We start from the raw sequence: 18,449 nt of genomic DNA, 5'->3' as shown, positions 1-18,449 counted from the left end.
TACAACTCCAGATCAGGTGGCAACGGTGCCGAGCCAACGCACCGGCAACGGTTTCGGCCCGGGCAGGGCCAGCGTGCGCTTTTCAGCATGGAACAGGCAGGCCGCGCGCAGCGGCGCCCAACCGCCCGTGCGGCGACTGCCTGCACCGCGCCAGAGCGGGCCGAGGTAACGCATATCGTCGCACTCCAGCCCGTGGCGGCCGAGCAGCAGGCGGATCCGCTGTGGCGTGCGCACCACCAGTCCGTGCTGGCGCCAATGCGTGCGGTAAGGGCTGAACGGGTTGAGGCTGCTCAGCCACAGGTGGCCGCCCGGCATCAGCACGCGCTCGCACTCGTCCAGCAGTCGCTCCGCATCGCCCGCGGTCACATGCTGCAGCACGACCGCGTTGACGCTCTCGCTGGCCAGCGGCAGCGGCAGCGCACAGCGGGTGTCGCCGGCATAGCCCTGGCCCTGCCGGAACAGCCGCAGCCCGCGCCCGCCCAGCTGTGCATCCTCCAGCCAGGCCGCACTCGGTGCGATCCACAGCCAGGGCTGCGTCGGCAGGACAGACAGCTGCGGCAGCAGCAACTGCCGCTCCAGCACGCGCAAGGAGCCCGCCGGTTCAGTGTCGAACCACGGGGCCTGGCTCGCTTGACGGGTGCTCTGCAGCGCGGGCATGGTCCAATTCTATGCGACTGACTGCCCTGCCCGCATTTGCGGACAACTACATCTGGACGTTGATCGACGACGCTGGCGCCGCCGTGGTCGTCGATCCCGGCGATGCCGCGCCGGTGCTTGCGCTGGCCGATCAGGGCCTTCGCGTGGACACGATCCTGCTCACCCATCACCACGATGACCACATCGGTGGCGTGCCCGCGTTGCAGGCACGTTTTCCCGGTGTACGGGTCATCGCGCCCGTCGAGGAGCGCATCCCTGCAGCGACCGAGCGGGTCGGCGAAGGTGAACGCGTTCAGGCACTGGGCCGGACGTTCCACGTACTATCCGTGCCCGGGCATACCCGCAGCCACATCGCGTTTCACACTGCTGAACATCTTTTCAGCGGAGATTCGTTGTTCAGCCTGGGCTGTGGACGCCTGTTCGAAGGTACGCCGTCCCAGCTGCTGGCATCGATGCGCAAGCTGGGTACCTTGCCCGCGCAACTGCTGCTTTGTTGCGCCCACGAGTACACCGTGTCAAATGCCGTCTTCGCGCGGCATGTCGACCCCGCCAACGCTGCCCTGTGGCAGCGCCAAGAGGAGGCTTTGGCCATGCGCCGCGATGACCGTTCCACCCTGCCGGTAACCCTGGCCAACGAATTCGACTGCAATCCGTTCCTGCGCGTGCACACGGCGCCGATCCGCGCGGCAGTGTCGGCGCACCTAGGCCGCGACGTCGTTGACGACGTCGACGTCATGGCCGGTCTCCGGCACTGGAAAGACGGCTTCCGCGCATGATGCGCCGAAGTCTGCCGCTGGCCCTGGGCCTGGTCCTGGGGCTGGCCGGAACCGCCGGTGCCCAGTCGCTGGGCGCGGGCATCGGCCAGAACCTGGCCGCCGCGGCGGCCCTGCCGCTGGATCCGGCCGCGTTGCCGGCCGCGTCGGTCCGCAATGGCCAGGAGATCTTCTCCAGCTTCCGCGACGGCCTGGCCGAGCCCACCTGCAATGCCGAGGCCACCAGCCCGCGCTGGCAGAAGCAGTTCGCCCACGCCCCGTCGCGCCTGGCCAACCAGGATGACGATGCGCTGGTGCTGTTCGGCTACGTGGTTGAAGAGCTGCGCAAGGCCAACCTGCCTACCGAATTCGCACTGATCCCGTTCGTGGAAAGCGGCTACCGGCCCAATGCCCGCAATGGCAGCGGCCCGACCGGCCTGTGGCAGTTCATCGCCACCACCGCGCGCAACCACCGCGTGCCCATGGCCAACGGCTACGACGGCCGCCTGTCGGCGGTCGATTCCACCCAGGCCGCAGTGCGCTACCTGAAGACCCTGCACGGCATGTTCGGCGGCGACTGGCGCCTGGCCACCATGGCCTACAACGCCGGTGAGTACCGCGTGTTGCAGTCCATGCGCAAGGCCGGCATGAACGCGCAGAACGCCAAGCCGTCGGCGCTGCCCGGCCTGTCGCCGGTCACCCATGCCTACGTCGAGAAGCTGCATGCCCTGGCCTGCGTGCTGGAAGACGTGGAAGACCAGCCGGGCGTGATGGCCTCGCTGGACCGCACCGTGCCGGTGCTGAAGGACCACACCCTGCCCGCCGGCACCAGCGTCCAGCAGTGGGCCGCACAGCGCGCCCTGGACCCGGCCAGGATCGCCCGCCTCAACCCCGCCCTGGCGGGCGGTGGCCGCGCCTCGTCGGGTACCACCCGCGTGCTGGCTCCTGTCTCGGCTGCCAATGCGACGGTGGCGGACACCGCATCCGCCCTGGTCGCCAGCGCTGCGCCGGTCGCCACCGCAGCACCGACGCCGCAGGTGGCCAAGACCGTCGCCGCGATCGCTGATCGTCCGCGCAGCCGCCGCCACACCGTGCGTGATGGCGAGTCGGCCTGGACCATCGCCCGCCGCTACGGCATGCCGGTCAAGGCCCTGTTGTCGCTGAACGGCCTGAGCGGCAGCAGCGTGCTGAAGCCGGGCGCCGTGCTGCGCGTCGAAGACTGACGCGTAGGCCAGGGCCCTCCTGTAGAGCCGAGCCCATGCTCGGCTTTTTTCTTGCCTGCGACTTGTCGGGGTTCATGACCAGCCGAGCACGGGCTCGGCTCTACAATTCGATTTCCAGCAGCGCCCGCACAAAAAAAGGCCCGGCAGTGCCGGGCCTTTCTCATGGATGCAGCCGCAAGGCTTACAGGTTCGCCTCGGTGGTCTGGATCACGAACTTCTTGCGCATCGCCTCGATGTAGGCCTTGGCCGCGGCCATGCCATCGATCTGGCTCAGCTGTTCCTTCAGCTGCTTCTGCTGCTCTGCAGTCACTTCCTTGATGTCGCCCGGATTGACCTTGTTCACCGCGAACAGCAGCGCGTGGCCATTGACGTCGACCTTGCCATAGCTCGGCTTGCCTTCGGCCGGCACCGGCGCACTGAAGATCGCGCGGTTGATTTCCGGGGTCGGCACCGGCTGGCTGCGCGGCAGGCCCGGCATCGGGCTCAGCTGCAGCTTCTCGCTGGCGGCCAGCGACTGCAGGGTGGCACCCGCCTTCAGCTTGGCCAGGATCGCATCGGCCGCCTTGTCGCTGGCCTGGCGCTGGCGGTCAGCGCGGATCGCGGCGATCACCTGGTCACGAGCCTTGTCCAGCGGCAGGGCCTGTTCCGGGGTGTGCGCAGCCACGCGGATGACCACGCTGTGGTTGGTCGCGCCCCCCAGGGCGATCGGGTCACTGGCGGTACCGTCCTGCACCAGCACGTCGGAGAACGCCGCACGCAGCACGGCCGGGTCAGCCGCGATGCCACTGGCGGTCGCGCGGGTGATCGGGCCCAGCGTCTGCAGCGGCAGGTTCACTTCCTTGGCGGCAGCGGCCAGATCGCTCGGGCTCTTGTTGATGGCATCGACCAGGCGACCGGCCAGCTCGTTGAAGCCGCGCTCACCGTCGGCCTTCAGCTGTTCGGCGGCCAGCGTGTCACGCACTTCCTCGAACGACTTGCCCTGGCCACCGCGCACAGCGGCCACCTTGATGATGTGGTAACCGAACTCGGTCTTCACCGGGCCGATCACGTCACCGGCCTTGGCCGCAAACAGCGCGTCCTCGAACGGCTTCACCATCGCACCGCGCTCGACCCAACCCAGGTCCCCGCCCTGGTCCTTGGAGCCCGGATCTTCCGAATTGGCCTTGGCCAGCGCGCCGAAATCGGCACCAGCGGCCTTGGCTTCGGCAGCGATCTTGCTCGCCTTGGCTTCTGCACCGTCACCGGTGATCAGGATGTGCGAGGCCTGGCGCTGCTCCGGCGAGGTGAACTTCGCCTTCTCGTCTTCATAGCGCTTGCGCAGGGTGGCTTCATCGGCCGCCGCCGGTGCCGGAAGGTTCGCGCCGTTGATCTCGACGTATTCCAGCGACACGCTCTCGGCCTGGCGGAAATCCTTGCCGTGGCTGTCGTACCACTGCTTGATCTGCTCATCGGTGACCGGCGCGGTATCGGCCGGTACGGGCGGCAACGCGGCCAGCTCGACGTCGCGGGTTTCGCCCAGCAGCTTCAACAGGCGCTCGGTCTCTGCCTGGGTGACGAAGCCGGAGCTCTGCAGGCCCGACGGAATCACCGACTGCTGCAGGCTCTCGCGCACCAGCTCCTGGAACTGGGTCGGCGTACGCGGCGGGTTGCCGCCGGCCAGGGCCAGGCGATAGTTGTTCTCGTTGAACTTGCCGTTCGAATCGAGGAATGCGGGCATGGTCGCGATGTACTCGCGCACCGCGCCGTCGCCGATCACCACGCCCGCCTGCTCACCGACCAGGCGCACGACCTGCTCGTCGATCAGCTGGTCGAGCACGGCCATCTTGTTCTCGGTGCTCTCGAACGCGCGCGGGTCGAAGTTGTCGCCCTGCTGCTGGCGCTCACGCATGCGCTCCTGCTCGAAACGCGTGCGGAAATCCTGCGAGCTGATCTCGTGGTGCTGCCACAGCATGCGCACCGGCCACCACGACGGCGCCGAACGCCACCAGGTCGGCGGCGCGGAAACCTTGGCCACGTTCTGTGCGCCAACGCCACCGAGGTAGCTGTTGTCGATCACGAACAGGAACGGAATCATCAGCAGCCCCAGGATCACAGTGACGATCCAGCCTGAGGTCTTGTCGCGGAGTTTCTGCAGCATGGTGAGGAATCACAAGGCCTTATTGGCGAGCCCGGCAGTGTAACCCGCTTCGCCGCAGGGACCAAAAGCAGCGCCAGCGCGGCCTGCGCCCACATCGGCAGGCATGCGCCATCCGCGTGTCGGCCATTTCCACCATGGCGCAAAGAAAAAGCCCCCGGCTTGCGCCGAGGGCTTTTGAAGTTGGCGGAGCGGACGGGACTCGAACCCGCGACCTCCGGCGTGACAGGCCAGCATTCTAACCAGCTGAACTACCGCTCCGCGCTTGAACTTTGCAGGCGCCCAGTATATCCGAAGACTGTCTGGAAACCCAGCCCGATGAACACTTTTTTCAAAGTTTTTTCACAGGGACTTAAGAATTCTGCAATGGCGGAGCGGACGGGACTCGAACCCGCGACCTCCGGCGTGACAGGCCAGCATTCTAACCAGCTGAACTACCGCTCCGTTCTTGCAAAAACCTTTTCGCCTTCCTTCCGAACCTGTCGGTGAGAAGACAAGGCCCCCAGCTTCAGGCCGGGGGCCTCGATGTAGTGGCGGAGCGGACGGGACTCGAACCCGCGACCTCCGGCGTGACAGGCCAGCATTCTAACCAGCTGAACTACCGCTCCGCGTTGTTACCTTTTTTGCTTTCAGCCGGCCTGGACCGGGAGAAAACAAAGCCTCCAGCTTTTGGCCGGAGGCCTCGTTGAATGGCGGAGCGGACGGGACTCGAACCCGCGACCTCCGGCGTGACAGGCCAGCATTCTAACCAGCTGAACTACCGCTCCACACTCAAACTTTTACCGCGGTGCTGTGGTGGGTGCTGAGGGTTTCGAACCCCCGACCCTCTCCGTGTAAAGGAGACGCTCTACCGCTGAGCTAAGCACCCCAGCGAGCCGCTTAGTTTACAGCATCCTTCAGGGCCTTACCAGCCTTGAACGACGGATTCTTCGAAGCAGCGATCTTGATGGTGTCGCCGGTCTTCGGGTTGCGGCCGGTGCGGGCAGCACGGTCGCGGACCTGGAAGGTACCGAAGCCAACCAGGGTGACCGCATCGCCGTCCTTCAGCGCCTTGGTGACGGCAGCAACGACGGCATCGACAGCGCGGCTGGACTCGGCCTTGGTCAGGTCTGCAGCTTCAGCAACGGCATCGATCAATTCGGTCTTGTTCATTCTCTACAACTCCTTTGGCGGTGGGTTCCGCTTATTCGACAGGGAAGCAACCGCACGCGCTCTGCATGCGGCCGCCATGTGGAAACGGTTCGCCGAATTCAGCGATCGCCAGACTGCGATCACTCATTCGCGAGTGCTGCTTTTATACCAGTGGCCCTACCCCCACGCAAGCTGGAAAGCCAGCAACGACGCGGGTTTCGGGCCATTGGACAGCGCGCGTCAATGCTTGACGCGCGCGTTTCCACTCGGTTTGGCCTTGCTGCGCACCGTGACACGTTGCGCACTCTTGCGCGCCTTCTTCGGTGCCAACGGACGCTCCAGCGCCAGGTCCAGGACTTCTTCGATGTACTTCACCGGCACGATCTCCAGATCGCGGGTGACGTTGGCCGGGATGTCGGCCAGGTCCTTGCGGTTCTCCTCGGGAATGATGACCGTGCGGATTCCGCCACGCAGTGCGGCCAGCAGCTTCTCCTTCAGTCCACCGATGGCCGTGACGCGACCACGCAGGGTGATCTCGCCGGTCATCGCCACGTCGGCACGCACCGGCACCTTGGTCAGCATCGATACCAGCGAGGTGACCATCGCCGCGCCGGCACTCGGGCCGTCCTTCGGCGTAGCGCCATCGGGCACATGCAGGTGCACGTCGTGCTTCTGCAGGAAGTCGCTGTCGATGCCGAAGCCGACGGCGCGCGAACGCACCACCGACAGCGCCGCTGAAGCCGATTCCTTCATCACGTTGCCGAGCTGGCCGGTCAGGATCAGCTGGCCCTTGCCCGGCACCAGCGTCGATTCGATCTGCAGCAGATCGCCACCCACCTCGGTCCAGGCCAGGCCGGTGACCAGGCCGATCTCGTTCTCTTCCTCGGCACGGCCGAAGTCGAAGCGACGCACGCCCAGGTACTTGTCCAGGTTCTTGCTGGACACGCTCACCAGCGCCTTCTTCTTCGCGCCCTTCTTCGCCTTCACCGGCTGCGGGCCGGCCAGCGCGATCTCCTTCACCACCTTGCGGCAGATCTTGGCGATCTCGCGTTCCAGGTTGCGCACGCCCGACTCGCGCGTGTAGTAGCGCACGATGTCCTGGATGGCGTCACTGCCGATCTCCAGCTCTTCGGGCTGCAGGCCGTTGGCCTTGACCTGCTTGGGCACCAGGTAACGGGTGGCGATGTTGAGCTTCTCATCCTCGGTGTAGCCGGGGATGCGGATCACTTCCATGCGGTCCAGCAGCGGGCCGGGAATGTTGAGCGAGTTCGAGGTGGCCACGAACATCACTTCAGACAGGTCCAGGTCCACTTCCAGGTAGTGGTCGTTGAACGCGTTGTTCTGCTCAGGGTCGAGCACTTCCAGCAACGCCGAGGACGGATCGCCGCGGAAATCCATCGACATCTTGTCGATCTCGTCGAGCACGAACAGCGGGTTCTTGCTGCCGACCTTGTTGAGGTTCTGCACGATGCGGCCCGGCATCGAACCGACGTAGGTGCGACGGTGGCCACGGATCTCGGCCTCGTCACGCACGCCGCCCAGCGACATGCGCACGAACTTGCGGTTGGTGGCCTTGGCGATCGACTGTCCCAGCGAGGTCTTGCCCACGCCCGGCGGCCCGACCAGGCACAGGATCGGGCCCTTCATCTGCTTCACGCGCGACTGCACCGCCAGGTATTCAAGGATGCGTTCCTTGACCTTCTCCAGCCCGTAGTGATCGGCATCGAGGGTGTCCTGCGCCACCTTCAGGTCCTTGCGAACCTTGCTGCGCTTCTTCCACGGCACGCCCAGCAACCACTCCAGGTAGTTGCGCACGACCGCCGCTTCGGCCGACATCGGCGACATCTGCTTGAGCTTGTTCAGCTCGTTGCGCGCCTTGGCCTCAACGGCCTTCGGCATGCCGGCCTCGGCGATCTTGCGCGCCAGCTCTTCAAGCTCGCCAGGCGCATCGTCCAGGTCACCCAGTTCCTTCTGGATGGCCTTCATCTGTTCGTTGAGGTAGTACTCGCGCTGGCTCTTCTCCATCTGCGACTTCACGCGGCCGCGGATGCGCTTCTCCATCTGCTGCACGTCGATCTCGCCGTCGACCAGGCCGACCAGCATCTCCAGGCGGTCACCGACGGCCAGCGTTTCCAGCAGGCGCTGCTTGTCGGCCAGGCGCACGCTGATGTGCGCGGCGATGGTGTCGGCCAGGCGCGCCGGCTCATCGATGCCCGACAGCGTCTGCAGCAGTTCCGGCGGCAGCTTGCGGTTGGTCTTCACGTACTGCTCGAACAGCGACATCAGCGAGCGGGCGATCGCCTCGACCTCGCGCGCTTCGCGCTCGTCGCTGGCGTCGATCTCCACGGCCTGGCCGTGCAGCGAGCCGTTGCGCTCGTCAACGTGGGTGACCTGCACGCGCGACAGGCCTTCGACCAGCACCTTGATGGTGCCGTCGGGCAGCTTCAGCAGCTGCAGCACCTGCGCCAGCGTACCGACCTGGTAGAGGTCGGCCGCATGCGGGTCGTCGGTTTCGGCCGACTTCTGCGCCAGCAGCAGGATGCGCTTGTCCGCCTCCATTGCCTGTTCGAGCGCGTGCATGGACTTGTCACGGCCGACGAACAGCGGAATGACCATGTGCGGGAACACCACTACGTCGCGCAGCGGCAGGACCGGCAGGTCGAGGGTTTCACTTGGGGAACGGGCCATGGGGGCTCCAGGGAAGGGGGAAAACCGCCTCCGGGAGGGCATCTTCCGGAGACAAAAAAAGCCGATGGCCCCGTTATGGGGCCATCGGCTTTCAGATGCAAGGCATTCCTTGAAAATCCTTTCCAATCAACAACCTGGAAGGATCACTCGGCGCCTGCGGCCTTCTGTTCAGGGACCGCCGGGGTCTGGTAGATCAGGTACGGCTCGGACTTGTGCTCGATCACCGATTCGTCCACCACCACCTTGCTGACGTTTTCCTGCGACGGCAGGTCGTACATGGTGTCCAGCAGGACCGATTCGACGATGGTGCGCAGGCCACGGGCACCGGTCTTGCGCTTGAGCGCCTTCCTGGCGATGGCCGACAACGCGTCCGGACGGAACTCCAGCTCGACGTTCTCCATCTCGAACAGCTTCTTGAACTGCTTGGTGATGGCGTTCTTCGGCTCGGTCAGGATCTTGATCAGGGCCGGCTCGTCCAGCTCCTCCAGGGTCGCCACCACCGGCAGGCGGCCGACGAACTCCGGAATCAGGCCGAACTTGATCAGGTCTTCCGGCTCGACTTCGGCCAGCACCTTGCCCACTTCCTGCTTGCGCTCGCTGCTCTTCACCTTGGCGCCGAAGCCGATGCTGCCGACGTCGGTGGAACGGGCCTGGATCACCTTGTCCAGCCCGGCGAACGCGCCGCCGCAGATGAACAGGATGTTCTTGGTGTCCACCTGCAGGAATTCCTGCTGCGGATGCTTGCGCCCGCCCTGCGGCGGAACGCTGGCCACGGTGCCTTCGATCAGCTTCAGCAGGGCCTGCTGCACGCCTTCGCCGGACACATCGCGGGTGATCGACGGGTTCTCGCTCTTGCGCGAGATCTTGTCGATTTCATCGATGTAGACGATGCCCTGCTGTGCCTTCTCGACGTCGTAGTCGCACTTCTGCAGCAGCTTCTGGATGATGTTCTCCACGTCCTCGCCCACGTAACCGGCTTCGGTCAGCGTGGTGGCGTCGGCCATGGTGAACGGCACGTTGAGCAGGCGGGCCAGGGTTTCGGCCAGCAGCGTCTTGCCCGAACCGGTCGGGCCGACCAGCAGGATGTTCGACTTCGCCAGTTCGACGTCGTCGTTCTTCTGCCGGCTCTCGATGCGCTTGTAGTGGTTGTACACGGCCACGGCCAAGGTGCGCTTGGCGCGGTTCTGGCCGATCACGTACTGGTCCAGGACCTCGAGGATCTCGCGCGGCTTGGGCAGCGAACTGCGCGCCGACTGCGCCTTTTCCTCAAGTTCCTCACGGATGATGTCGTTGCACAGCTCCACGCACTCATCGCAGATGAATACGCTCGGACCCGCAATCAGCTTGCGCACTTCATGCTGGCTCTTGCCGCAGAAAGAGCAGTAGAGGATCTTGCCGGTGTCCGTGGAACGACCTTGGCGGTCTTCGCTCATGCTTCGCTTACCCAGTTACCCCACCCGCTGAACGGGGGTTCGATTCGAGAATAGCACAGGGCCGAGGGGACACCAGTCCCGCCCGACCCTGCAGGAACGGGGCCTCCCTGGCCCCGTGAAGGCCGGTCAACCGGCCTGGATCGACTCATCCGGACGACGCTCCAGGACCTGGTCGACCAGACCGTAGGCCTGCGCCTCGAAGGCGCTCTTGAAGTTGTCGCGCTCGGTGTCGCGGGCGATCGTCTCCAGCGACTGGCCGGTGTGCTTGGCCAGGATCTCGTTCAGGCGCGAACGCAGGGTCAGGATCTCACGCGCGTGGATGTCGATGTCGGTGGCCTGGCCCTGGTAGCCGCCCAGCGGCTGGTGGATCATCACGCGCGAGTTCGGCAGCGCATAGCGCTTGCCGGCTTCGCCCGCGGCCAGCAGCAGGGCGCCCATCGAGGCGGCCTGGCCGATGCAGGTGGTGCTCACATTCGGCTTGATGTACTGCATGGTGTCGTAGATCGCCATGCCGGCGGTGACCACGCCACCCGGCGAGTTGATGTAGATGTTGATGTCCTTTTCCGGGTTCTCCGATTCCAGGAACAGCAACTGCGCCACCACCACGTTGGCCATGTGATCGTCGATCGGGCCCACGAGGAAGATCAGGCGCTCCTTCAACAGGCGCGAATAGATGTCGTAGGCACGCTCGCCGCGGCTGGTCTGCTCGACCACCATCGGAACCAGGTTCAGGGCTTTGGTTCGGTTGTCCATTACGTGAGGTACCTATCTTGGGGGGCAACAACCCCGCGCCGGCAAAGGCGCGGGGCATCCGGTGATCCGCCGGCTTACTGGCGGATCGCGTCCTGGAACGACAGCTTCTCTTCGGTGTGCTGGGCACGCTCGGCGATCCAGTCGATCACCTGCTCTTCCATCACACGGTTCTGCAGGCCAGACATCAGCTGGGGGTCGTTGCGGTACATCTCAATGACCTGCTCCGGCTCTTCGTAGGTCGAGGCGATCAGACGCATCGTTTCGTTCAGGCGCTTGGCTTCCAGGCGCAGGTCGTTGATGCGGGCCACTTCACCGACCAGCAGGCCGACCAGCACGCGCTTGGCGGCGGCGTCCTTGAAGCCTTCGTGGGCATCGGCCGGGATCTCGCCGACGTTCTGGCCGTTGCGGCGCAGCTGCTCGACCTGCTGGGCCAGCATGGCGCGGGCTTCGTTCTCGACCAGGCGCGGCGGCATTTCCACCGACGAGTAGGCCGCGATCAGCTGCTCGCCCACTTCGCGGCGCAGGCGGTTCATCAGCGCGCCCTTCAGCTCACGCTCCAGGTTGGCACGGATGTCGCTGCGGAACTGCTCGACGTCGCCCCCCTTCACGCCGAAGCTCTTGATGAAGGCTTCGTCGACCGCCGGCACGACCGGCTCGGACACGTCGGCAACCTTGACGGTGACCTGCACGGTCTTGCCGGCCAGCACCGGCACGCGCCAGTCAGCCGGGAACTCGACGTCCAGGGTCTTCTCTTCGCCCTTGGCCAGGCCGACCAGGCCCTTTTCGATGGTGTCGAACATCATGCCCTGGCCGAGCACGATCGAACCCTTCTCGGTGCCCTCGGCCGGCAGGCGCTCTTCGCCGGCCTGCGACCAGGTTTCCACCGCGACCAGGTCACCGTCCTGCGCGCCACGGCTGACCGGGGCCCAGGTGCGACGCTGGTTCTGCAGGTTCTCGATCATCTGGTCGATGTCGGCGTCGGTGATCTCGGCGGTGTGGCGCACGACGGTCAGCTTGCTGACGTCGATGTCGCCGAAGTCCGGCACCACTTCCACGGTGGCCACGAAGGAGAACTCACCCTCGTCGCCCTTGTCGATGCGCGGGCTGCCGACGACGCGCAGGTCGTGCTCGCGCACGGCCGCGTCGAAGGTCTCGCGCAGCAGGCCGTCCAGCGCCTCGCCACGGACCTGCGCGCCGAAGCGCTGCTCGATCACCTTGGCCGGCACCTTGCCCGGACGGAACCCCTTGATGCGGGTGGTACGGGCGATTTCGCCCAGGCGGCCGGCGATGTGGCTCTGCAGACGCTCTTCCGGCAGCGAGAAGCTCAGGCGGCGTTCCAGGTTGCCGGTGGATTCGATCGAAGCTTGCATGTTGACTCCTGCCACCGGTGGCCCAGGCCCCCGGCTCGATGATTGGGATGAAACGGTTGTTAGGACACGACGTCTGGGACGCGCCTGCTTGCCGCAGCCCTTTAGTTTCGCCCAATTCGGCCTGCACTGCCAGCGCGTGCCGGTCAAGGGGGCGCCGATGGCCCGATCAGGGCGGGGACAGGCCGGCACTGGTGCGAAAGGGGGGACTCGAACCCCCACGCCTTGCGGCACTGGAACCTAAATCCAGGGCGTCTACCAATTCCGCCACTTTCGCGTGGCCGGCACAGGTGTTCATTGTCGCAGGCGGCGACTGGAATCGGAAGGCCTGCACAAAGCTGAATCCACTACGCTCCGCGCCATCGCTGCATCGCAGCCACTCCGGCGGGTGCGCGACCCGCCGGGCTGGCCGCAGCCTACTGCTGCGGTACCGTGCGGGCCGGCGCCGCGCCTGTGCCCGGGTCGACGGCCGCATCCACCTTCCGGACCTCCACGCCCCCATCGTCGGTGCGACGCAGGGCCACCGACGCTGGCGCAGCCCTGCGCACATCCACCGAACCGTCCGCATTGCGCTGTACGTCCACCGCGCCGGGCAGGACCTCCCCCTCCGCGGGCCGGGCCGGCCGCAACTGCATGGCGTCGTCGATCTGGCGGGCCGGAATGCGCTCTGCGCCCGGATCACGCTCGACAGCCTGCGCGGGATCATTGCCCGGCGTGCAGGCCGCCAGTGCCATCAACGCGAAGGGAATCCACACCGTGCCGTGCAATCGAGTGATCTCAGCCATCAACATCTTCCTTCCTGCATGCGCCATCGGCGCGGAAGATCTATTGGGTGCGATGCAGGACGCCATGCGGTGAGAAGCAGTGCACAGCATTGAAAACACTGATGACGCGTATGCCCCTGATTTCAGCACTGCTTCAGTGGATCCACGCCATGCGTGGATGAAGCGCAACCCGGCGTGCGGGCAAGAAAAAAGCCACCTGGATGACCAAGTGGCTTTCGTCTGGTGGGCTGTCAAGGATTCGAACCTTGGACCTATTGATTAAGAGTCAACTGCTCTACCAACTGAGCTAACAGCCCGAAATCGGGGCGCGAATTATGACCCGATCCGCTCGGTGGGTGCAAGCACTTTCTTCAACATCGTTGAAACCAGCACTGCGATCCCGATGCGTTGCAGATCCACGCCAGGCGGGGCCCTGCAACGTGTGGCCCATTGAAACGAAAGGGTCACACCTATAAGAAAAAAGCCACCTGGCGTACCAGGTGGCTTCCGTCTTGGTGGGCCGTCAAGGATTCGAACCTTGGACCTATTGATTAAGAGTCAACTGCTCTACCAACTGAGCTAACGGCCCGTGAAACTCAGACGCACATTGTAACGTGCTTTCTGTTTATTGCAATACCGTTTCGGCTGCGCCGATGCGGTTGAATCAGTGGGGTGGCTGAGGGGATTCGAACCCCCGACCACCGGAATCACAATCTGATTCCGCTGATCTTGAACCCCAGCAAGTGCAAGCACTTACGAGACGCACATCGTAACAGGTGACATCACGGGTGACAACTAGGTGACGCCTAGTGCCGTCACAGGTGACGCGAGGTGACGCCGAATAAAGTGGTCATCTTCGGCGGACCTCTCCTAGGACAACCATTCAGAACTACTCATTGCTGTTCACCACCGAGGACTACTACAGTTCCACATAGGTCCACCCAGGACCAACAACCGAACCACTCAGGACCGTACCGGGCAGCCCCCGGTGCGGTCCTCCCGTTTTGACTTTTGCATCCCCCGAGGGCAAACGATGACGACTTGGCAAGAGAACGACCTGCACGCCGCCCAGCTCGAACTGGAGAAGGAAAGCACCAGCCTGGGCATTGCCCGCTACGAGAAGATCAGGGAGCAGCGCCAGGAGGCCGAGACCGGCCCCGGCCGCAAGCTGGTCATGGAGAGCATCGACGCCACCGCCGCCGCGATCATGGCGTTCGTGGCCGAAGCCGACACCGGCAAGCCGGGCAAGCGCCACGCCGCCCTCAAGTTCATCCGCCACCTGAACCCCCACGCCCTCGCCTATCTGACCAGCTTCACCTGCGTCAACGCGCTGGTCGCCGATCACCGCAAGGCGGTGTCCGTGGCGATCACCCTGGGCCACGAGGTAGCCAACGAGATCAACTTCTCCCTGCTCCGCGAGAAGCACCCCGGCCTGTACCGGGTGGTCCAGGAGCAGCTCAAGAAGTCCACCTCGGCCCGGCACTCCACCGCCGTCATGCGGCACGTCATCGCCGACGCCGAGTTCGCCCCCGAGGACGACAAGCGCCTCTACCTGTCCGACAAGGACGCGCTGCTGGTGGGCATGAAGCTCATCGAGCTGTTCGTCGAGGCGACCGGGCTGGTCGAGCTGGTCACCGTGGCCGAGCGTGGCAAGCGCCACCTGCTCATCGCCGGGAATCAGAAGGTGCTCGACTGGCTGACCAAGGCCCACGACAGCGCCGCCCTGTACCAGCCGGTGCTGATGCCGATGGTCGTCCCGCCCCGTCCGTGGACCACGCCCCGCGACGGCGGCTACCTGACCGACATCGGCGGCCGGGCTGACCTCGTGCGTACCCGCAACCGCGCCTACAAGCGCGAGCTGGCGCTGGTCGATATGCCCAACGTCTACCAGGCCCTCAACGCCATCCAGGCAACCGCCTGGAAGGTGAACGTGCCCGTCCTGGAGGTCATGCGCGAGCTGTGGAACGCAGGCGGCGGTGTCGCCGGGCTGCCGGAGCGCGAGCTGATGGACCTGCCGAGCCGCCCTGCCCTGCTGGAGACCGACCCGGACTACTTCAAGGAGCACCACGCCGACGAGTTCAAGGAATGGAAGCGCGACCGCGCCAAGGTCTACGAGGCCAACGCGCGCAGCGTGTCCACCCGCCTCGCCGCCGCGCAGAAGATCGCCCTTGCGGAGAAGTTCGCCGAGTACCCCGCGATCTACTTCCCGCACAACCTCGACTTCCGCGGCCGGTGCTACCCCCTGCCCCCGACGCTGACCCCGCAGGGTGATGATGCGGCCAAGGGCCTGCTGACGTTCGCCCAAGGCGTGCCGCTCGGCGAGGACGGTGCCTACTGGCTCGCCATCCACGTCGCCAACTGCTTCGGCGTGGACAAGGTGTCGTTCGAGGAGCGCGTGGCCTGGGTGCGCGAGCACGAGGAGCAGATTCTCGACAGCGCCCTCGATCCGCTGGACGGCCAACGCTTCTGGATGGACGCCGACAGCCCGTTCTGCGCGCTGGCCGCGTGCTTCGAGTGGCTCGGCTACAGCCTCAACGGCCGCGATCACGTCTCCCATCTGCCCATCGCGCTCGACGGCTCCTGCAACGGCCTCCAGAACTTCTCGGCCATGCTCCGCGACTCCGTGGGCGGCGCAGCCACCAACCTGATCCCGCAGCCGAAGCCCGCCGACATCTATTCGCGCGTGAAGGACGTGGCCCAGGAGAAGCTGCGCGCCCGTGCCGAGAGCGGCGACCCGCTGGCGATCAAGCTGGACGGCCAGCTCACCCGTGACATCGTGAAGCAGCCGGTGATGACGCTGCCCTACGGCGTCACGAAGTCGGGCATGCGCGCCCAGGTGCTCTCCAAGTTCAAGAAGCTGGGCATGGAGGACGATTGGGAGACCGCCGAGTACCTGGCGACCCTGCTGTGGGAGTGCATTGGCGAGGTGGTGATCGCAGCCCGCGCGGCGATGGACTGGCTGCGTGACGCCTCCAAGGTCGCCTCGTCGGCCGACCTGCCGGTGAGCTGGACGACCCCTGCCGGCTTCCCGGTCCTCCAGGAGTACCGCGAGGAGGAAGGCGTCCGCATCCGGCCGCACGTCGGAGGCCGCGAGGTGAATTTAGTGGTCAACATCGGCGGTACTAAGCTCGACCGTCGCAGGCAGACCCTCGGGATCAGCCCGAACTTCGTCCACTCCTGCGACGCCAGCCACATGATGCTGACCACCTGCCTCGCGGCAGAGAACGGCATCGAGTCGTTCGCAATGATCCACGACTCCTACGGTACGCACGCAGGCCAGGCAGCAATCCTCGCCGCCGCACTCCGACAGGCGTTCGTCGATCAGTACAGCGGCGACGTACTGGCCGACTTCCGACAGCAACTCGTCGAGCAGCTCCCGCCAGAAGCGGCAGAGAAACTCCCACCCCTCCCGCCGCATGGCGACCTGGACCTCAGCCTGGTGCTGGAGTCGCGCTATTTCTTTGCCTAGTCCATCCCCCTTTGGCAATTGATACCCCAAACGAGAACATCCACATGAGCATCAACTACCAGCACGCACTGAACACCTACGTTGCTCAGGACCACTTCGGTGTGGTCCTCGGCATCTACAACCCGGCCGAACACGGCACGGTCGAGGAGTTCAAGCACCGCATGACGGAGCTGCACGCAGGTGCGTGATCGCGTCATCGACGGACTGCACTCACGTTCTGCCGAGAGCGCCGCACGCGGCGCTTTCGTCGTGATCGACAGCGTGCAGTCCCTCGGCCACCCGGCCGATCAGGTGATCGGCTTGGCGTGTGCCTTCAAGAACTTCTGCGAAGTGCTCAGCCTCGATCCGATGGAAGTGCTGCGGGTCGTCTCGCGCATGGAGCAGGACTGCCGCTACCGGCAGGTCAACACCCTCAACGCCGTGCGCCGCTACGCGGAGCGCGAGCTGAAACCGCACTACCCGTGATGCGTGACCCGATCACCGACGCCTTCATCGACGAGGCGCTCATCGGCTTCGACATCGACGAAGCCTTCGGCATTTCCGCCGACACCCCGCTGACCGCCGCCGCTGACCTGTGGCGCGCGGGCATCTATCTCCCGACCAACTACGAGACCGACAACTGATGGCAACCAAGAAGCGCGAACGATTCGTCTCCCCCAAGGGCACCGCAGTGTGGCCGCGCCTGAACGAACCGGACACCAAGTTCAAGCCGGAAGGCGAATACACCGTGAGCCTGGCGTTCGACCCGAACGACAAGGACTTCAAGGCGCTGGCGAAGAAGCTGGAAACCCGGCGCGACGAGCTGTTCCAGGAGTTCCTGAGCGAGAACCCGAAGAAGAAGAAGGGTGCCGAAGTGGCCCCGGTGTTCACCGAAGAAACCGACGAGAACGGCGATGACACCGGCCGCGTGCTGGTGAAGTTCAAGATGAAGGCCAGCGGCGTCAGCAAGCGCACCGGCAAGAAGTTCACCATGCGCCCGGACATCTTCGACGCCCGCGGCAAGAAGATCGACAACCCGCCGCAGATCGGCGGCGGCAGCGAACTCAAGGTCTCCTACGAGATCGGCGGCTCGTTCGTCGAATCGGCCAAGAAGTTCTACCTGACCTGCTACATGGTCGCCGTCCAGGTGATCGAGCTGGTCGAGTTCGGCCAGCGCAACGCCAAGGACTACGGCTTCGGCGAGGAGGACGGCTACGAGGCCGCCGACAGCGCGCCGTTCAGCGACAGCGATGACGACTCGGACGACGACAGCGACTCCGACGACGAGGGCGATGACGGCGACTACTGATCCGCTGTCGGTCATCGTGGACACCGCGAGGGGGGCCGAGCATTTGGCCTCCCTCACGTTCCCGTTTGACCCGGTGCCCGCCTCGCGCCCGAAGGTTTCGCGCTGGGGCGTCTACTACGGCAAGACCTACAAGACCTGGAAGGAAGCCGCAGAGAAGCATCTGCCAGCCGGTGACCTGGACCTGTCGCCGACCGATCCGGTTTTAGTGGTCATCATCGCGGTATGCAAACGCGCCAAGACCTCGAAGGCCGCGTTTCCCAAGGGCGACGTGGACAACCTCGCCAAGGGGCCGATGGACGTTGTGACCAAAGCCACCGGCTATTGGGCCGACGACAAGCAAGTCATGTGGCTGCTCTCCGGTAAGCGCTGGGCGCAGCCGGACGAAGAACCACGCACCGAAGTCCACCTCTACAAACTCTAAGTGCGCCTCAAACCTCTGGAATCGGTAGAGGCGCTGTTCGTCCTCGCCAGCATGACCCGCCCCGAGCAGGTCACGACCGGCGAAGAACTCGCACGCCTGCACCGCTCGCAGGGCTACTCGAAGATCGCCGTCCACTTCGTCATCGAACGTGACGGCTCGATCTACGACGGTCGCCCGCTGAATCAGCCCGGCGCTCTCGCCGGTAAGCACAACCAATCCGCATACCAAGTCTGCCTCCTGGGCGGCGTCAACGACGCCATGCAGCCCGAGGACAACTTCACCGAAGCCCAACACGCCGCGCTGCGACGCCTGCTCGCCGCCTACGGCAAGCCCGTCGTGTGGGCACCTGACTTCCCTCGATAGGAGAAC

The 18,449-nt window shown here is 65.1% G+C and carries 17 protein-coding genes and 8 tRNA genes; 9 read left to right on the top strand and 16 right to left on the bottom strand.

Going from position 1 to position 18,449, the window contains the following annotated elements; genetic code table 11:
• Positions 1-12 precede the first annotated feature (12 nt).
• Positions 13-657 carry a methyltransferase domain-containing protein gene (locus ACT6SE_RS03535; protein ID WP_041863105.1) on the bottom strand — a complete coding sequence of 215 codons (645 nt, stop codon included), beginning with the start codon at positions 655-657 and terminating at the stop codon, positions 13-15.
• An 11-nt stretch (positions 658-668) separates the two neighbouring features.
• Between ACT6SE_RS03535 and gloB the strand changes: the two genes are divergently transcribed.
• Positions 669-1,433, top strand: a complete 765-nt coding sequence (gene gloB, locus ACT6SE_RS03530; protein ID WP_014646155.1) for a hydroxyacylglutathione hydrolase — start codon at positions 669-671, stop codon at positions 1,431-1,433.
• A complete protein-coding gene (locus ACT6SE_RS03525) occupies positions 1,430-2,632 on the top strand; it encodes a lytic transglycosylase domain-containing protein (protein ID WP_046429131.1) in 1,203 nt (400 codons plus the stop codon). The genes gloB and ACT6SE_RS03525 overlap by 4 nt, the downstream gene beginning before the upstream one ends.
• 181 nt (positions 2,633-2,813) lie before the next feature.
• Here ACT6SE_RS03525 and ACT6SE_RS03520 read toward each other — a convergent pair whose 3' ends face one another.
• The 15 genes from ACT6SE_RS03520 to ACT6SE_RS03450 all read right to left on the bottom strand — a co-directional run bounded on the left by ACT6SE_RS03520 (position 2,814) and on the right by ACT6SE_RS03450 (position 13,491).
• On the bottom strand, positions 2,814-4,769 hold the full coding sequence (locus ACT6SE_RS03520) for a peptidyl-prolyl cis-trans isomerase (RefSeq protein WP_046429130.1): 1,956 nt from the start codon (positions 4,767-4,769) through the stop codon (positions 2,814-2,816).
• Positions 4,770-4,950: 181 nt separating this feature from the next.
• A tRNA-Asp gene (locus ACT6SE_RS03515) sits at positions 4,951-5,027 on the bottom strand.
• 106 nt (positions 5,028-5,133) lie between these two features.
• Positions 5,134-5,210 (bottom strand) — tRNA-Asp (locus tag ACT6SE_RS03510).
• Positions 5,211-5,297: 87 nt separating this feature from the next.
• Positions 5,298-5,374: transfer RNA gene (locus ACT6SE_RS03505), tRNA-Asp, on the bottom strand.
• Positions 5,375-5,456: 82 nt separating this feature from the next.
• Positions 5,457-5,533 (bottom strand) — tRNA-Asp (locus ACT6SE_RS03500).
• A 26-nt stretch (positions 5,534-5,559) separates the two neighbouring features.
• A tRNA-Val gene (locus ACT6SE_RS03495) sits at positions 5,560-5,634 on the bottom strand.
• 11 nt (positions 5,635-5,645) lie between these two features.
• Positions 5,646-5,918, bottom strand: a complete 273-nt coding sequence (locus tag ACT6SE_RS03490) for an HU family DNA-binding protein (RefSeq protein ID WP_004146343.1) — start codon at positions 5,916-5,918, stop codon at positions 5,646-5,648.
• Positions 5,919-6,137: 219 nt separating this feature from the next.
• A complete protein-coding gene (gene lon / locus ACT6SE_RS03485; protein ID WP_014646100.1) occupies positions 6,138-8,585 on the bottom strand; it encodes an endopeptidase La in 2,448 nt (815 codons plus the stop codon).
• A gap of 143 nt (positions 8,586-8,728) precedes the next feature.
• Complete coding sequence (gene clpX / locus ACT6SE_RS03480) at positions 8,729-10,018, bottom strand: ATP-dependent Clp protease ATP-binding subunit ClpX (protein ID WP_014646099.1); 1,290 nt, start codon at positions 10,016-10,018, stop codon at positions 8,729-8,731.
• A 126-nt stretch (positions 10,019-10,144) separates the two neighbouring features.
• Positions 10,145-10,771, bottom strand: coding sequence for an ATP-dependent Clp endopeptidase proteolytic subunit ClpP (clpP, locus tag ACT6SE_RS03475; protein WP_019659528.1), 627 nt, complete (start codon positions 10,769-10,771; stop codon positions 10,145-10,147).
• 74 nt (positions 10,772-10,845) lie between these two features.
• Positions 10,846-12,141, bottom strand: coding sequence for a trigger factor (gene tig / locus ACT6SE_RS03470; RefSeq protein WP_014646097.1), 1,296 nt, complete (start codon positions 12,139-12,141; stop codon positions 10,846-10,848).
• A 189-nt stretch (positions 12,142-12,330) separates the two neighbouring features.
• Positions 12,331-12,415: transfer RNA gene (locus tag ACT6SE_RS03465), tRNA-Leu, on the bottom strand.
• Positions 12,416-12,554: 139 nt separating this feature from the next.
• Positions 12,555-12,923: a hypothetical protein gene (locus ACT6SE_RS03460; RefSeq protein ID WP_046429270.1), complete on the bottom strand. Its 369-nt coding sequence runs from the start codon at positions 12,921-12,923 to the stop codon at positions 12,555-12,557.
• Positions 12,924-13,143: 220 nt separating this feature from the next.
• A tRNA-Lys gene (locus tag ACT6SE_RS03455) sits at positions 13,144-13,219 on the bottom strand.
• A gap of 196 nt (positions 13,220-13,415) precedes the next feature.
• Positions 13,416-13,491: transfer RNA gene (locus ACT6SE_RS03450), tRNA-Lys, on the bottom strand.
• 444 nt (positions 13,492-13,935) lie between these two features.
• Between ACT6SE_RS03450 and ACT6SE_RS03445 the strand changes: the two genes are divergently transcribed.
• The 7 genes from ACT6SE_RS03445 to ACT6SE_RS03415 are packed head-to-tail and all read left to right on the top strand — an operon-like array spanning position 13,936 to position 18,443.
• A complete protein-coding gene (locus tag ACT6SE_RS03445; protein WP_005412423.1) occupies positions 13,936-16,371 on the top strand; it encodes a DNA-directed RNA polymerase in 2,436 nt (811 codons plus the stop codon).
• 44 nt (positions 16,372-16,415) lie between these two features.
• Entirely contained in the window at positions 16,416-16,559 is a 144-nt protein-coding gene (locus ACT6SE_RS03440; RefSeq protein WP_005412422.1) for a hypothetical protein, read from the top strand.
• The gene (locus ACT6SE_RS03435; RefSeq protein ID WP_049397849.1) at positions 16,552-16,836 is read left to right on the top strand and encodes a hypothetical protein; all 285 of its coding nucleotides are present in this window, start codon (positions 16,552-16,554) and stop codon (positions 16,834-16,836) included. The genes ACT6SE_RS03440 and ACT6SE_RS03435 overlap by 8 nt, the downstream gene beginning before the upstream one ends.
• Positions 16,836-16,994 (top strand): hypothetical protein, encoded by a 159-nt coding sequence (locus tag ACT6SE_RS03430; RefSeq protein WP_154267700.1) that lies wholly within the window; start codon positions 16,836-16,838, stop codon positions 16,992-16,994. The genes ACT6SE_RS03435 and ACT6SE_RS03430 overlap by 1 nt, the downstream gene beginning before the upstream one ends.
• A complete protein-coding gene (locus ACT6SE_RS03425; RefSeq protein WP_004154595.1) occupies positions 16,994-17,659 on the top strand; it encodes a hypothetical protein in 666 nt (221 codons plus the stop codon). The genes ACT6SE_RS03430 and ACT6SE_RS03425 overlap by 1 nt, the downstream gene beginning before the upstream one ends.
• Positions 17,643-18,080, top strand: coding sequence for a RusA family crossover junction endodeoxyribonuclease (locus tag ACT6SE_RS03420; protein ID WP_160314062.1), 438 nt, complete (start codon positions 17,643-17,645; stop codon positions 18,078-18,080). The genes ACT6SE_RS03425 and ACT6SE_RS03420 overlap by 17 nt, the downstream gene beginning before the upstream one ends.
• Complete coding sequence (locus tag ACT6SE_RS03415) at positions 18,081-18,443, top strand: N-acetylmuramoyl-L-alanine amidase (RefSeq protein WP_004154593.1); 363 nt, start codon at positions 18,081-18,083, stop codon at positions 18,441-18,443. It abuts the gene before it with no gap.
• Positions 18,444-18,449: the final 6 nt, after the last annotated feature.

Origin of the sequence: Stenotrophomonas sp. LC732, assembly GCF_052446685.1 — a bacterium.
Taxonomy (GTDB): Bacteria; Pseudomonadota; Gammaproteobacteria; order Xanthomonadales; family Xanthomonadaceae; genus Stenotrophomonas; species Stenotrophomonas muris.
This window is presented reverse-complemented; position numbering and strand designations above follow the sequence as displayed.

Coding starts and splice junctions, on each gene's coding strand:
- gloB (WP_014646155.1), top strand. CDS start 669: ATGCGACTGACTGCCCTGCCCGCATTTGCGGACAACTACATCTGGACG.
- ACT6SE_RS03535 (WP_041863105.1), bottom strand. CDS start 657: ATGCCCGCGCTGCAGAGCACCCGTCAAGCGAGCCAGGCCCCGTGGTTC.
- lon (WP_014646100.1), bottom strand. CDS start 8,585: ATGGCCCGTTCCCCAAGTGAAACCCTCGACCTGCCGGTCCTGCCGCTG.
- ACT6SE_RS03425 (WP_004154595.1), top strand. CDS start 16,994: ATGGCAACCAAGAAGCGCGAACGATTCGTCTCCCCCAAGGGCACCGCA.
- tig (WP_014646097.1), bottom strand. CDS start 12,141: ATGCAAGCTTCGATCGAATCCACCGGCAACCTGGAACGCCGCCTGAGC.
- ACT6SE_RS03525 (WP_046429131.1), top strand. CDS start 1,430: ATGATGCGCCGAAGTCTGCCGCTGGCCCTGGGCCTGGTCCTGGGGCTG.
- clpP (WP_019659528.1), bottom strand. CDS start 10,771: ATGGACAACCGAACCAAAGCCCTGAACCTGGTTCCGATGGTGGTCGAG.
- ACT6SE_RS03430 (WP_154267700.1), top strand. CDS start 16,836: ATGCGTGACCCGATCACCGACGCCTTCATCGACGAGGCGCTCATCGGC.
- ACT6SE_RS03440 (WP_005412422.1), top strand. CDS start 16,416: ATGAGCATCAACTACCAGCACGCACTGAACACCTACGTTGCTCAGGAC.
- ACT6SE_RS03420 (WP_160314062.1), top strand. CDS start 17,643: ATGACGGCGACTACTGATCCGCTGTCGGTCATCGTGGACACCGCGAGG.
- ACT6SE_RS03460 (WP_046429270.1), bottom strand. CDS start 12,923: ATGGCTGAGATCACTCGATTGCACGGCACGGTGTGGATTCCCTTCGCG.
- clpX (WP_014646099.1), bottom strand. CDS start 10,018: ATGAGCGAAGACCGCCAAGGTCGTTCCACGGACACCGGCAAGATCCTC.
- ACT6SE_RS03520 (WP_046429130.1), bottom strand. CDS start 4,769: ATGCTGCAGAAACTCCGCGACAAGACCTCAGGCTGGATCGTCACTGTG.
- ACT6SE_RS03490 (WP_004146343.1), bottom strand. CDS start 5,918: ATGAACAAGACCGAATTGATCGATGCCGTTGCTGAAGCTGCAGACCTG.
- ACT6SE_RS03445 (WP_005412423.1), top strand. CDS start 13,936: ATGACGACTTGGCAAGAGAACGACCTGCACGCCGCCCAGCTCGAACTG.